Genomic DNA, 13,459 nt, shown 5'->3' with positions numbered 1-13,459 from the left:
TCCCCGTCCCCTCTAGCGCCGTGGCCACCACCGCGCATGACATCCCCGCAGAGACCACCGAACAGGAGCACAGCAGATGAGTCCGCAGACCGAAGAACGCGTGGTCCGCACTTACGCGGGATGGTTCAACGAACGCCGCGTGTTCGCCTTCAACCTCACCCCGATCGCCTTCGCCTCCCTCGCTGCCATCCTCGTCATCACCCTGGGCATCATGTTCACCGCCGGTGTTCCGGCCGCGTTGACCATCGGTATCCCGCTGGTGGTGTTGTGGCTGCCGCTGATAATCAGCATGGGCGACAAATCCGCCTACGAAGCACTACTGCTGGGCCGCCAGTGGGGCCGCCAACGCCGCACAGCCCAGCACATCTACCGCGCCGGACCACTGTCCAATCAAGCGGGCGGACGCTCCCGTCTGCCCGGTATCGGCGCGGACACCGAACTGTGGTGGGCCCTCGACAAGTTCGGTAACCGCTTCGGTTTCGTACGCATGCCCTCCACGCACCAGTACACCGTCACCTTGCGGTGCAGGGTCGGCGGCGCCGCCGGTAACGATCAAGAGCTGATCGATTCGTTCGTCGGGTCGTGGGCGAACTTCCTCGCCGGACTCGGCCAGGTCGGCAACATCGCCGCGATGTCCGTCACCGTCGAAACCCTGCCCGAAACCGGGGAACGCGCGCAGGCGAACCTCGCGGCGATCACCGATCCCGGCGCACCGGCCGAAGCCCTGGCGATCATGGCCGAACGCATCGCCGCCGCCGACAACACCGGCTACCGGGTGCATTCGCGGATCTCGATCACCTTCGATGCCACCACCCCCGCTCAACGCAAGGACCCCATGCTCGCCGCCGCGGTGATCGGCAACCAACTCCCCGTCTTCTACGGCCAGCTGGCGCACTGCAACGTCACCGCCCTGCCGATGTCCGATACCGAGATCTCAGCGACGGTGCGACGCGCCTACGACCCGGCCGCCGAATCCGACATCGAAGCCGCGCTCGCCCGTGGGGACTACGTCAGCGACTGGGCTGATGCCGGTCCGATCACCGCCGAAGAAACCAAGGACACCTACCTGCACGATTCGGGATGCTCTCGGGTCTGGGTGATGCGCACCCCGCCCTCGGGATTTCCCACCGAACGGGTCCTGCTGGGGCTTTTGGCCCCGAACTCGTCGGTGCCGCGTAAACGCATCACCCTGATCTACCGCCCCTACAGTCCCGGTGATGCCGCGAAAACCGTGGAGGGGGACTTCAAGTCCGCCGTCGGGAAAGTCAACACCGCCCGCGGAATCGCCTCCGCACAAGCCGGTCTCGAACTCGAAGCCAGCTCCGCTGCCCGTGTCGCCGAAGCCCGCGGCCACGGTCTGGTGCGGATGTCGATGATCGTCACCGCCACCTGCCTGGACGAGAACGACCTCGACGCACTGGAGCCGGAGATGAAAGCCCTCGCCTCAGGCGCACGCCTGAACCTGCGGCCCGCGTACCGCCATCAAGCCGCCGCATTCCTGTCCGGTCTCGCGCTGGCCGGTGTGCTGCTACCCGACCACGCCACCATCCCCAAATCACTACGCGCATAACCCAGATCAACCATCGCGAAGGAGTTTTCATGAACGCCGCCACACCGCAGCCCCGCTCGACGCCCGGACCCGACCAGAACACAGGAGTGTTCCCCGCCTCTGCACTGCTCACTGTCTCCGCCGAGCTACACACCGGCGACCTCACACACCGCATGGACATCGCCCGTCCCGCCGCTAAGAACGATTCCGGTTTCCTCGGCCGCGCCTTCCGAAACCTCGACGATGCGGCGGTGCTCTGATGGCCGCGCTGTCGGGCAAGTTGCTCATCCGCAGGCGGATCGCGGATCTGACCGGGGCGAGTGAACCGCGTCAGGTCCGCTCGACCCGGCAGGTCACAGATCCGATGAAACGGGCGCGTGAGCGCCGCGTCGCCGAAGCGAAGGCCCGCAAGAAGCAAGAACGCGCGGACGCGATTGCCGCCCGCCTCGCACGCGACCCTTCACGCGCCGACCGGATCGAAACACCCTGGCGCAAGGCGCATCGGCTCAAAGCCCGTGGTTTCGCCGGCCGCGGCGGTGGCCGGATGGGCGTCGTGGAACATCCACCGACGTTCCGGGCGACGACCGATCAGGCGTGCGGGATGTGGCCGCACTACGTCGGCACCGGGCATCCGCAGATCGGCACACCCCTCGGTGTGGATCCCGACAGCGGCCAAACCGTCTGCTACGATCCGATCTCCGCGGTCTACCGGGCTCACCTGCAGAACACTCCGTCAGCGTTCCTGCTCGGGCTGCCCTCGCTCGGCAAGTCCACAGTCGCTCGCATCATCGTCGCCGGGGCGATCGCGCAAGGTCAGATCCCGATCATCCCGGCCGACCTCAAACCCGACGAAGCAAAGCTCGTCGAATCGTTCGGGGCATCGGTGACCCGCCTCGGACACGGTGAGGGCTACCTCAATCCCCTCGCGGTCGGGGCGCTCGGCTCGATTATCGCTCTGCTCGATGATTTCCCCGACGTCCAGCGCAAGGTCCGCGCCCAAGTGTTTCAGCGTCGCCGTCGCCTCGTCCTCGGGCTGTGCGAGCTCGAGCGCGGCGGTGAGCTGAACCAGAGTGAGCTCAACGTCGTCTCCGCCGCGCTGCGAGAGCTCGACGCCGATCCCCGCTTCACCGCCGAGCAGCCCCCACTCCTGGGGGATCTGTATGCGTTGATCGAGCACGGCTCGACCGAGCTGCACCGCAAGACCCTGACCACCGGAAACCCAGAGCGGTACCGGCAGAAGGTCGAACCACTCCTGGAAACACTGATGGCCCTGTTCGACGGTGAACTGGGGGAAGTGTTCTCCCGCCAGACCACCTCCCCCATCGATGTCTCAGGTGAGCGCCCACCGGTAGCGGTGTGTGTCGATATCTCCGGAATCGGTGTCGACGACCCGAAACTGGAAGCGGCGATCATGCTCGCCTGCTGGTCCGACGCGTTCGGGGCCATCGAAGCCGCACACGTCCTCGCCGACGTCGGGCTCCGTCCGCAACGCAACTTCCTCGTCGTCCTCGACGAACTGTGGCGAGTACTCGCCGGCGGATCGCGGATGGTGCTGCGGGTCGACCAACTCACCCGTCTGACCCGCACCATGGGCACCGCACTGTTGATGATCACCCACACCGTCAAAGACCTCGAAGCACTCGATTCCGACGTCGACATCTCACGCGCGAAAGGATTCATCGAGCGTGCGGGTGCGGTCATCGTCGGCGGTCTGCCCGATGCGGAGATGGACAAGCTCGACTCCATCGTCCCCTTCACCCGCCAGGACCGAGAACTCGTCTCCTCCTGGTCCACCCCAGCTGGGTTCGACGACAACGGTATCGAGCAAGCCCCACCCGGACGCGGGAAGTTTCTGCTGCGCATCGGCACCGCACGCCGGCCTGGGGTGCCGTTCAACACCATCATCACCGCCACCGAGGCCGCACTGGGCTACCACGACACCAACACCCGATTCGCCGGTGTCGCCGCCCAGAAGGCGGCGGCATGATCGCCGCCGGACGACGCGACAGCGACCTGCACACGACAGAGAGGCCCGCCATGACTGCACCAGCCGCCGATCCGTTGCCATTGGCTGCGTGGACGGTACTGATCGCCAAAGCCGCTGCGCTGGGGTTCATCACTCCCGAACCGGACGGTCCCGGTCCATTCGGCTTCCGCACCGCCGATCCCGCCGCTGGCGGTCTCGCATGAGAGGTCGCACCTTCCCGGCCGAAATCCGCAACCGCGCCGTCGAGCTCGTCTCGGAGTTGATCCCCTCCTCACGCTCGACGTGGGCTGCGATCGAACGCACGGCCGCGCACATGGGTCTGCATCCGAACACCGTCCGATTCTGGTATCGGCAAGCCCAAGGCGTCACCGACGAACGGCCTTTGCTTCCTTCCGAGCAGTCCGACGAAATCGCCCGTCTACGTGCAGAACTGGCACGAGCGCAGCAGCTGAACGCCGAGCTGATCACCGACAACTCGCACGAGCACCTCCGTCACCACACCACCGCCACATGGAACGAAAGGACTGCCCTGTGAGCACTGGCCGCGGAGCCCGCAATCCTCAATCCGGTCTCGACCCGACCCTGGCGATGTGTGGGGCTGCCGCCGTCCTCGCGATCAGCGCGTACGGCGGGATCGAAGCCGCCCTACACCTGGGCAGCCCACTCTCCGGGATCGACCAGATAATTCCGGTCGGGCCGATCACCCTGATCAGGGGCCTCGCCGACGGTTCGGTGGTGTGGTCGACCGGAGCGAGCGTGATCATGGTGTTCTTCGGTATCCTCGCCCTCGCAGCGACCGTGCTGGGAACTGCATGGATGCTCCGTCGCCGCAGGAAGATCACGCGCGTCGACGACGCCGGCCTGTATCTCGGGCGGCCACGGGAGATGAAACGTCTGACCGACAAGTCACTACGCGCCGACATCGCCCGTCTGGGAACAGCACTGGATGCCGACGAGGTTCCCGGCGGCACCCTCGGGCGGATGGTGCTCGGACCCAACCGATTCGGTGTCACTCTCTACCCCGGCCCGGAGGATGTGTGCACGCACATCTGGGGTCCACGTGTCGGCAAGACGACATGCGTGATCATCCCGCAAATCCTCGCCGCCCGCGGCGCGGTACTGACCACCTCGAACAAACGCGACGTCGTCGACGAAACCCGCACCTACCGCGCCGAGAAAGGGTCGGTGTGGGTGTTCGACCCACGCGGGGTCGCCTTGGAGATGCCGTCGTGGTTCTACGACCCGCTGTCCTGGGTTCGCTCGGCGCGCCCGTCCGCGACGGGTGTCTTGGTCGAGGAGGATTCGCCGGAAGCCGCGCAGCGCCGCGATGCTCTCACCGACCTGCTGGGCAGCGACTTCGTCTCCCGGATGAATCAGTCCGCCCAGGAGACGAAAGCGTCGATGCTCGCGAACATCTTCGCCACCTCCTCTGCCGGGGAGAAGGCGCGCCGTGATCCGTTCTTCGATCCGATGGGTGAACGTCTGCTCACCGGGCTGTTGCTGGCGGCCGCGGTGGCAGAGCTGCCGCTGCCGATCGTCTACACCTGGGCCAGCGACGTCGGCGATCGAACTCCGATCCGGTTGCTCGAAGAACACGGTTTCGAGGTGTGGGCGGCGGCGATGCAAGCCCAGTACACCGCCCCGGACAAGCAACGCGGCGGCGTGTTCGCCACCGCGAGCAACATGATCGGCTGCCTGGCCTACGCCGAACACCACCCGTGGATCAGCCGCATCGGGGACCACGACACCCGCCCCGAGTTCGACCCGGCCGCGTTCGCCGCCGAGACCTCCCCGACGCTGTATTCGTTGTCGATGGAAGGCGTCGGGGAATGCGGCGCCCTGGTCACTGCGCTGACCGTGGCCGTCACCGATGCCCTCGTCGACGCAGCCACCGCCACCCCGATCAGTACCTCACCACCGCTGCCTGCGGGCCGGTTGCGGGTTCCGGCGACCTACGCTCTCGACGAAGCCGCCAACGTGGTGCGGTGGAAGGATCTGCCGAACCTTTACAGCCACTTCGGCTCTCGCGGCATCCTCGTCTCGACGATCCTGCAATCGTGGTCCCAAGGTGAGGAGTGCTGGGGACAGGGCGGGATGCGCAAACTGTGGGGTGCCTCGACGATCCGCGTCTACGGCGGCGGTGGGTCGACCCAGGACGGCCGATTCCTCGACAACGTCTCCGAAGCGCTCGGTGATCACTGGGAGATGACCGAGACCGTCTCCGCCGGCCGCGGCGGAGCCTCTCGCTCGACCGCACGCCAGCAGATCCGCACCCTCACCAAGGCCGATCTCGTGGCCATGCCCGCTGGACGTGCGGTGCTCGCCGAAGTATCCAAATGCCCGGCGGCGCTGGTGGAAACGCTGCCCTGGTACACCGGGCCCTACGCCGAAGCAGTCGCGGCCGCGAAGATCCGTGCCGGTCAAGACCCCACGGTCGAGGCCTTGGCCGATGATCCCGAGCTCGGAGATCCGCAGTCGCTGCTTGCTGCGCCGAAGACGCGGCTACCGAAGGCATCGAGCGTGAGCTTGGAGAAGAATGCATGAGCGAACACGACGGCGACTACGAGTACACCGGCAGCCAGGGCGAACACGGCGAGCCGTACAGCGATGACCCCTACAACCACGGTGAGCCGTACGACGACAACGATCCGTACGCTCCTGCGACGTCCGAGCCGCCGCCGTCCGAAGAAAACTCTTCCCCCGCGATCGGCACCGAAACATCCGACCATGATCGCCGGACGGTCGCCGGTGCCGATGATCGAAGCCACGCAACACCATTGGGCGAGGGCGCGATACCGCAGCATGTGATCGAGGCCGCGGTCACCAAACGGTTGCGCCAGGAAGCCGAACGCGCGGCCGGGGCTGTGTTCGAGCAGCGGCTGACTCCGGAACTGTATGAACAGCTGATCGAGGCGACGACCCGCCGAGTCGATGCGCAGTTGACTCTCGATCTGCGAGCGGAACAGGCCGCAGCGGATGCCGCCGAAGAGGAGGTGAACAATCCACCACAGTTGGTGTATGCCAACAAGTTCGACTTCTTCGACGACTACCTCAGCGATCTCTATCGCCGCGAGGTGACGTCGGGAACCCAGAAGGCGTGGTGCCTGTCGTGGTGGAAGCACACCGAAGCGGTAGCGATCGTCGACGGGCTGTGGAGGGGATGGGAAAAAATGCGTACCGATCCCGGAACTGGCTGGTCGGTGTGGAAGAAGGACCATGCCGATCATCACATGAGCATCCTGTTCGACCCCAGCGGCACATTCGCCAAATGCTCGGTCCGAAACGGTCACTACCCGCTCGACCCTCTGCCCTCCGACCCCGTTCCCGCGGCGCTACGCGGGGAACCCATCGAACACGGACCACTGTCTGACTGATAACACGAGCACGATGCCAGCACCGTCGTAGCTCGTTGCACGACGCCCACCACCCGAACCCTTCACCGAATCGAGGTTCTGCATGAGTACCGAACACTCCGACATCTCCCGCGAACACTCCGCAGTGTTGCGCACAATGCTGCAAGTCGCCCTGCAAGTGAGCGAACAGCTCACCCGCCGCCGCGAACAACGCCTCCGCGAGGCCGCCGCCGCCAGTGACCGCCGCGGCCGCGAACTGACCACCCGGCTACGCGCCGAACAGTCCTCCGCCGAGACCGCCCTGCGCGCCGTACATCGCGACCGCTGGTGGGCCGATGCGCAGCCGGAGCAGATCGGGCAGCAGATGCGCCTGGCGAACACCTGGAAAGACCGCTCCCCCGTCGCAGCCGAAGCAGCCGAGGTCATCAACGAGCAACTACGCACCCGCTACAACATCACCCGCAGCCGCGAGAACCTCGACATGGCCGCCGTCAGTGCCGCGGTGCAGCGCGACATCTCCATCCAGCAGCGCCGCGACGCCGCCGCCGCGCAGTACACCACCGACGGTTTCACCGTCCTCGACGAGCAGCCGCGCGGACCCGGCTTCGTCGCAGATCGGTTCCTGCGCACCGGCGATACCTTCGATCGACCGGTCACCGACGAGACCGTCCGCCGCGCCCCAGGCACGTGGGCCGCGCACCTGACCTACTCACCCGACACAGACGCCGTGGTGGCTTCGTACTACTGCACGAACGTCGACTCGCTGCCCTACCTGAGCCACGAGCACCCCACTGCCGCCAGGCAGTTCGACGAGCTCTACCTCGACAGTGCCCCCGCTGACCGGCTCGCGGATCTGCACTACACCGCAACCGGTTCTGCGAAAGAGAACATGCGTGAGCGGATCCGGGAACGTTTCGGCATCGACGCCGGCTCGATCGACGCCGGCACCCGCACCGCGCCGCTCGGTGCACTCCTGGGCGAGGTCGAACGCGCACGCACCGACCCCGACGCGGCACGCAGAGAAGCCGCCGACGTCGATCGTGCGAGGGTGATCTCCGATGTCATCGACCCCGCCGGCGAACTCGACCGCGACCAGCTCGCCGCCGCCTGGCAGTGGCACACCGGCGTCAACCCGCGCACCGCCGAACACCAGCTCTACGGCGGCACTACAGGTAGCCGCGACGGAGAGGCATTCGAGAACTACCTCACCCACGTTGCCGCCGACTGGGCTCGCGAACACAAACCCGAACTGATCACCGACCGAGTGCCCGGAGCGCGTCGAGAAGCCATCGCACAAGCGTGGATCGAGAACACCGGCAGCGACTACCCCCGACTCGATCCCGAGGCGACACGAGCGCTCCTCGGCCCTGTCCCACCGCTCACCACCACCGACCTCGACACCGTCACCGAGTGGGGCGCGCAGCATGTCCCGCGCGATGTCGAGCGCTACCAGAACTACACCGGGACACAGAAGACTGCGGCCGAGAACGAACTGCGCCTGAGCTTCGACGTCCACCATGCACGCACGTGGGCCAACGATCACGCACCAGCCTTGGCGGCAGGCTTCGCCCAAGCCGAATCATCCCCCGACCGCCCCGCCTACCTCGCCAGTCGCGGCGAACTGATCGACGCCTGGAACAGCGCCCAGCGGCCCATCGACACCGACCTGACCGGTGGTACCGCCGGCGCCACGTCGACCGCCCCCCGGTCGACATCACAGCAGCCGCCGGGCACGCCTGCGTACGACAGCGCCGAACGCCGCACCCGGGACATGGATGCATTGCGCGCGGCCGGCGTCGACGCCGAGGCCGTCAACGCTCACCGCGTCACCGACATCGGCAACGCCAAGCCCGCGACCGCTATCGATCCAAGTGCACCGACGGGAGCACAAGCAAGCAAGGGCGACCGATCCGGCAGCACGAGCATCAGCCACGACCGCGGAAGCCGCTGAGTGCAAAGTCGTCGATTATTGCCCTATGCCCACACCACAACACTTGGTGTGGGCGTCGGGGCGGGCAAACTGTCCGATGCCCAGGGTGCTTGTGTTACCACCGCGCGGAAGGCACTGGAATCTCAACGGCACCACCAGTCACTTATGCCCCTCTAGACAAACCGTCTGTTGCGTTTCATAATTCGGGGGGTCGTATCAACCTGTGAGTCGTGACGTCACATGAGGGAGTTCGATGATCCGAAGGCTTCGGAAGATATCGCGTGCCACTACAAGTGCGAGCCTGGTTGGCGCAGTTGCCGTCGCACTACTGGTCGGCGCGGCGCCGCCGAGTTACGCGGACGAGAACAGCAATGGCCACAATGTCGGCGGAGCAATCCTTCAAGAATGGATTGCCGTCGGCCGCAACGGGTTCGCTGTCACCGACGAATTAAATGCCAACTACGGCGGGAAGTGGCAGGCGTTCTCCAACCACAATTCGATCTACTACCATCGTGATACCGGCGCTCACCAGGTGGGAGGGCTGATACGAGATCGCTGGGAACAGCTGGGCTGGGAGAACAGTGGTCTCCATTTCCCAACCTCGCGCGAACTGGATGCCCGCAAACCAGGCAGGTTCAACCGCTTTCAGGGCGGCAACATCTATTGGAAGTCTGGCGCGTCCGCCGCATACAATGTTCAGGGCGAAATTTTGAAGAAGTGGGGACAACTCGATTACGAGAACGGCGCTCTCGGGTTCCCTACCAGCAACGAAGTCAAGCTCACTCGTTACGGTGGCGCAGTCAGTTCATTCGAACGTGGAGCCATTTATTGGTCGCCCAACACCGGAACTCACGTCGTATGGGGTCAAGTTCTACAAGCTTGGGCGTCCCGCAATTACGAAAACGGACGGTTCGGCTACCCGACAAGTGACGAGTTCGACTTCATGGGCGGAAAGGCACAGAATTTCGAGTTCGCCACTATCGATTGGAAGCCGGGTGATCCATCTCCTCCCCCTGCTGACCTCAATCCCCAGGTAGCTCCAGCAATCGCTGATTACAGTGCGACCAATCCTCCGGTCGACGCACGACAGCAACAGAGTGTTCCGGAGGAATCGGTCCAACCATCAGACGCGTCGTCCCCGGCGGATGAACTCGAGCCCGCACCCGTGGAGGAAACAACCTCACCCGAGTCGAGCCCGAGCTCGGACACGACTTCGGAGTCCACATCTGTGCAAACCACCCCGTCACCGAATTCGGAAGCGGACCCGTCCTTGGAGCCGCAGCGAATCCCAACTGGATTCAACTTCATGGGCAATCGCTCGCTTCCGGCGCGAACGCAGGAAGAAGAAGATCAAGGAAATCCACTGCGCAACTGCGGTATTAGGGCCGACTTCAAAGGCAATCCACACCCGTCGCAGACCAGACGGAACGGCCAGCTAGCTTATCCGGGTCAGATTCACACAACGGCCGCATCGAACTGCAGTTACTTCCCGACTGCATCCAGACATTCGGTCGAAGGAGGCACCGGCGTCTATAGGTGGTGGTTCAACCGAGGGGTTGGTCTGCCACAGATTCCGGGCGGAGCGGCGAACAAGGTCATAACCAGAGGTGGTCTTCAGGTACGCATCGACAGTAACAAGGCCAGAATTGTTTTGACGTCAGCAGTGGGGTGCACCCCTGGGACCAAGTTCCGTTATTACAGTGAGTTCATCGGTACCTATCAGTATCCGCAGGACCGTGAAGCACAGCAAAAAACGGTAGGTGTGCAGAACGGACGAGGTGAAGAGCAGCTTTGCCTCGGAAATTGACCATCCGCACCGCGGCTTTGTTGATGACGCTGACTGTGGCGGGGTGCGCGCACAGCGCGGAAGCACCCACCACAGTCAGTTCATCGGCTGACCAGACCACGACCGGGACGAACGACCTTCCCTCGCTTCCTGAAGGATCGTTTACCGTCGCTGGCCCTCCCCCCATCGCAACTGTCGGCAGTCAGGTACTTGACCGCGTTGGGTACAGCTGGGTCGACGAGGACGACAACCAGGTCGTTACCGACGACCCGCCGGCTGTCAGCTGGACCAAGCTTGCGCAGGACAACCCGGTTACCGTAATCACTGTGGACAAGCGAGCCGTCCCCACGTCAGTGCTGTACACAGGCTATCCGGCAATCGATCCAACGAACCGGTACCCGGTGACGGGCCCTGGCGAGCCCCTGGAATGCACCTTCACGTCAGATCAAGAAATCGATGTTGAACCAGGCCGTTGCTACTACTGGCCGGCGAATGACACGATAGCGATCGCATTTTTGACGGCGCAGGACAACTACTTCTCGATCAACGCCTCATGGGTCTCGTATAGTCTTCCGTCTGGACAATTATCGATCTACCCTCATGCGAATGCGTCCTGGACAGCGACTTTCACGTAGAATGAGTTGAACACTCAATGATCAGCTGGACTCAGATCTCGGCCGATGCTGACGACCGCCTGATGGCGGAGGCAGGCTATCCGGACGAATGCAATCGAGGCTGGTTACCACAGTTCGCGGCACGGGCGCAGGTGCTCCATCCTGCATTCCGGACCGAGGTGATCGACGGTCGGCCACTTACCTATCCAGTGAGATGGAGAACGGTCGCCGAGACGTTAGGTACCGATCTCGATGACCACAGCACGTTCGGCTCCCTGATCTGTTCCAACACCCCGGATGCTGTTGTGGACGGTCTTTTCGATGTGCCCCCCGAAGTTGGTCAGCCTCCGCTTCCACTGCGCGCATTCTTCGATTCATTTGCCGACGTCAGCTGCCGCGGCTTGATATGGACATCGTTGCTTCGCGCACATAGTCCCCTGCAACAACGACCTGAAATGGGCTCCGAGATCCTCACCCGTGCAGGTTTGTCTTATCTCGCTGTCACCGCGTACATGGCCTCTACCGAGCCTGAAATAGTTCCAAACCTGTGGTGGCCCGCGGACAAGCGTTTCTGTGTTGCAACGGGTATCGACGAGCAACACACGACGCTACTTGCGAAGGATCCGCAGGTGTTGAACGATCTGTTGCACCTAGCCGACGAATTCGGAGTCGAGTACCGCAGGTCCGAGCGCTACTGCTGAAAGACGTAGCATCAGATCCTTCACACGTAGTTACACCGGACCCTGCCTGCGCGCCTTCCACATCGTATGCTCTCGGCTGAATGCTGCCTCCGCATCGTGAGCAAACTGCGCCCATTCGTCTTCGGTTCGGTTTTCCTGAACCGCGGACGCTAGCAGCGAGATGTCATGGCTGGTCACCGAATAAGCTTCGGACAGCTGCGTATATTTTTTGGCTTGTACCCAGGTTATAATTCCAGTCGTACCAGTAACCAACACGCTCATCAAATCAGTGTCGAAGTGTCCACGGATCCGCACGATTCCAAGCACAAGCGCAACTAGTGACACGACAATTACGGAAATACGGCCCCACCGCGCCCGTCGTTTGTTCCAGTTCGATTTTTTCGAGTACCACCTGAGTTGATCATCGACTCGATCGCGGACATACACTGCTCGCCTAACCTCAAGAGAGCTTGCACGCAACTCAGCCATTGTCTCCGTGACACTAGCGTTAGCGCGGCTGGCAGTCGGCACGTCAAGACGAGTTAGCTGATCAAGAAAACCGGTCAAAGTTTCACGAAAACGCTCCTTCGAGGAAGAGTCGCTCAACCGAAAAGCCTCTCCCCCAACCGCGTATTCCCATGAAGCAGCCTTGATAGATTCGCTGGCAGCGCGAGCTTCGTACCATTCTCTTTCTGCTTTTTCTGCAATTTTAGAAACCTGAACGAGAATTATTCCGCCGAACACTATCAAGACAACGATAGGCCCCAGCCCTCCGAGCACGTCACTTGGCAGCAAAGCGGCCGCAGCAGCCACCGCAAGCGCGATAATTTGGCCACCGACTACACCGTAGAATAGCTTCTGCTGAACCGCAGATCGCTCTTCGGCTGCCTCGAGAAGCGACGGGAACGACACAGAGAAGCTGGGAGATGCCGCGTTCACGGTCGCACCTTGGTGTGCGCGGCAATGGGCGCAGTGCGCTTGTCGAAAGCCTCGTCGATGTATCTTTCTGGATCGAGCCGGAATTCGTCCCAGGTAGCGAGGACACAATATCTGTCCTCCTCACTCCATGAGCATTTTTCGTTTGGTATGAAGTAGTTGTATCCAAACTCTTTGATTACGGTGGAGTTGCCCATATTGACGTGGCGATGCGTTCCGCCGCATGTGAAGCATGTGTAGTCCCCCAAATAAACGGAAGACTGCATGGACGGCAGGACCACACCCAGTAATCCGCTTTTACTGTTGCCGACTCCGTTGTAGAGAGAACCTTGAAGTTCTTTCTTTATGTAATACTGTTCAACTGCGCCCATATCCTCCGAGCTGTGAGTACCTATCAAAAATATGGTAACCGTCGAATCCTTCAGATAATCGGATCGTATACGCCGCATAATATAATCCTGGTCGTCCGATGGAATGGGCTCATCCAGGGATTTGTCGACATAGTCAAGATGGTCCCATGACTGAATTTCAGTCTTATAGTTTGCGTCTTCTGTTTTGAACGAAATGAACACCTTGTGCCCCACAATAACCCTTTCACGTCATGAAACCGAACCTGCGGTATAA

The 13,459-nt window shown here is 62.8% G+C and carries 13 protein-coding genes; 11 read left to right on the top strand and 2 right to left on the bottom strand.

What is annotated here, in order from left to right; genetic code table 11:
• Window positions 1-76 precede the first annotated feature (76 nt).
• The 11 genes from BH95_RS00520 to BH95_RS00470 all read left to right on the top strand — a co-directional run bounded on the left by BH95_RS00520 (window position 77) and on the right by BH95_RS00470 (window position 11,920).
• A complete protein-coding gene (locus BH95_RS00520; RefSeq protein ID WP_052059932.1) occupies window positions 77-1,570 on the top strand; it encodes an SCO6880 family protein in 1,494 nt (497 codons plus the stop codon).
• Window positions 1,571-1,599: 29 nt separating this feature from the next.
• On the top strand, window positions 1,600-1,809 hold the full coding sequence (locus BH95_RS00515; protein WP_037180536.1) for a hypothetical protein: 210 nt from the start codon (window positions 1,600-1,602) through the stop codon (window positions 1,807-1,809).
• Window positions 1,809-3,536, top strand: coding sequence for a hypothetical protein (locus BH95_RS28670; RefSeq protein ID WP_052059931.1), 1,728 nt, complete (start codon window positions 1,809-1,811; stop codon window positions 3,534-3,536). Before BH95_RS00515 ends, BH95_RS28670 begins: the two co-directional genes overlap by 1 nt.
• A gap of 50 nt (window positions 3,537-3,586) precedes the next feature.
• The gene (locus tag BH95_RS28665) at window positions 3,587-3,739 is read left to right on the top strand and encodes a hypothetical protein (RefSeq protein WP_157773029.1); all 153 of its coding nucleotides are present in this window, start codon (window positions 3,587-3,589) and stop codon (window positions 3,737-3,739) included.
• Window positions 3,736-4,071 (top strand): transposase, encoded by a 336-nt coding sequence (locus tag BH95_RS28660; protein ID WP_052059930.1) that lies wholly within the window; start codon window positions 3,736-3,738, stop codon window positions 4,069-4,071. Before BH95_RS28665 ends, BH95_RS28660 begins: the two co-directional genes overlap by 4 nt.
• Window positions 4,068-6,080 carry a type IV secretory system conjugative DNA transfer family protein gene (locus tag BH95_RS00495; RefSeq protein WP_052059929.1) on the top strand — a complete coding sequence of 671 codons (2,013 nt, stop codon included), beginning with the start codon at window positions 4,068-4,070 and terminating at the stop codon, window positions 6,078-6,080. The genes BH95_RS28660 and BH95_RS00495 overlap by 4 nt, the downstream gene beginning before the upstream one ends.
• A complete protein-coding gene (locus BH95_RS29340; RefSeq protein WP_244164743.1) occupies window positions 6,077-6,910 on the top strand; it encodes a DUF4913 domain-containing protein in 834 nt (277 codons plus the stop codon). Before BH95_RS00495 ends, BH95_RS29340 begins: the two co-directional genes overlap by 4 nt.
• Window positions 6,911-6,992: 82 nt before the next feature.
• Complete coding sequence (locus tag BH95_RS27730) at window positions 6,993-8,840, top strand: hypothetical protein (protein WP_052059928.1); 1,848 nt, start codon at window positions 6,993-6,995, stop codon at window positions 8,838-8,840.
• 232 nt (window positions 8,841-9,072) lie between these two features.
• A complete protein-coding gene (locus BH95_RS27725) occupies window positions 9,073-10,626 on the top strand; it encodes an LGFP repeat-containing protein (RefSeq protein WP_052059927.1) in 1,554 nt (517 codons plus the stop codon).
• Window positions 10,623-11,240 carry a hypothetical protein gene (locus BH95_RS00475; protein ID WP_037180533.1) on the top strand — a complete coding sequence of 206 codons (618 nt, stop codon included), beginning with the start codon at window positions 10,623-10,625 and terminating at the stop codon, window positions 11,238-11,240. The genes BH95_RS27725 and BH95_RS00475 overlap by 4 nt, the downstream gene beginning before the upstream one ends.
• Before the next feature lie 17 nt (window positions 11,241-11,257).
• Window positions 11,258-11,920, top strand: coding sequence for a hypothetical protein (locus tag BH95_RS00470; RefSeq protein WP_037180531.1), 663 nt, complete (start codon window positions 11,258-11,260; stop codon window positions 11,918-11,920).
• Between the two features lie 30 nt (window positions 11,921-11,950).
• Here BH95_RS00470 and BH95_RS00465 read toward each other — a convergent pair whose 3' ends face one another.
• Together BH95_RS00465 and BH95_RS00460 are read right to left on the bottom strand one after the other, a co-directional pair.
• Window positions 11,951-12,838 (bottom strand): DUF4231 domain-containing protein, encoded by an 888-nt coding sequence (locus BH95_RS00465; RefSeq protein WP_037180529.1) that lies wholly within the window; start codon window positions 12,836-12,838, stop codon window positions 11,951-11,953.
• Complete coding sequence (locus tag BH95_RS00460; RefSeq protein WP_244164741.1) at window positions 12,835-13,407, bottom strand: TIR domain-containing protein; 573 nt, start codon at window positions 13,405-13,407, stop codon at window positions 12,835-12,837. The genes BH95_RS00465 and BH95_RS00460 overlap by 4 nt, the downstream gene beginning before the upstream one ends.
• Window positions 13,408-13,459 lie beyond the last annotated feature (52 nt).

The organism is Rhodococcoides fascians A44A (genome assembly GCF_000760735.1).
In the GTDB taxonomy this organism is placed as follows: Bacteria; Actinomycetota; Actinomycetes; order Mycobacteriales; family Mycobacteriaceae; genus Rhodococcoides; species Rhodococcoides fascians_E.
The sequence above is the reverse complement of the archived record's forward strand: the minus strand, read 5'-3'. Positions and strand labels throughout refer to the sequence as shown.

Excerpts from the sequence above, each read along its gene's own strand:
- BH95_RS00520 (WP_052059932.1), top strand. The coding sequence starts at position 77 with ATGAGTCCGCAGACCGAAGAACGCGTGGTCCGCACTTACGCGGGATGG.
- BH95_RS00515 (WP_037180536.1), top strand. The coding sequence starts at position 1,600 with ATGAACGCCGCCACACCGCAGCCCCGCTCGACGCCCGGACCCGACCAG.
- BH95_RS28670 (WP_052059931.1), top strand. The coding sequence starts at position 1,809 with ATGGCCGCGCTGTCGGGCAAGTTGCTCATCCGCAGGCGGATCGCGGAT.
- BH95_RS28665 (WP_157773029.1), top strand. The coding sequence starts at position 3,587 with ATGACTGCACCAGCCGCCGATCCGTTGCCATTGGCTGCGTGGACGGTA.
- BH95_RS28660 (WP_052059930.1), top strand. The coding sequence starts at position 3,736 with ATGAGAGGTCGCACCTTCCCGGCCGAAATCCGCAACCGCGCCGTCGAG.
- BH95_RS29340 (WP_244164743.1), top strand. The coding sequence starts at position 6,077 with ATGAGCGAACACGACGGCGACTACGAGTACACCGGCAGCCAGGGCGAA.
- BH95_RS27730 (WP_052059928.1), top strand. The coding sequence starts at position 6,993 with ATGAGTACCGAACACTCCGACATCTCCCGCGAACACTCCGCAGTGTTG.
- BH95_RS27725 (WP_052059927.1), top strand. The coding sequence starts at position 9,073 with ATGATCCGAAGGCTTCGGAAGATATCGCGTGCCACTACAAGTGCGAGC.
- BH95_RS00470 (WP_037180531.1), top strand. The coding sequence starts at position 11,258 with ATGATCAGCTGGACTCAGATCTCGGCCGATGCTGACGACCGCCTGATG.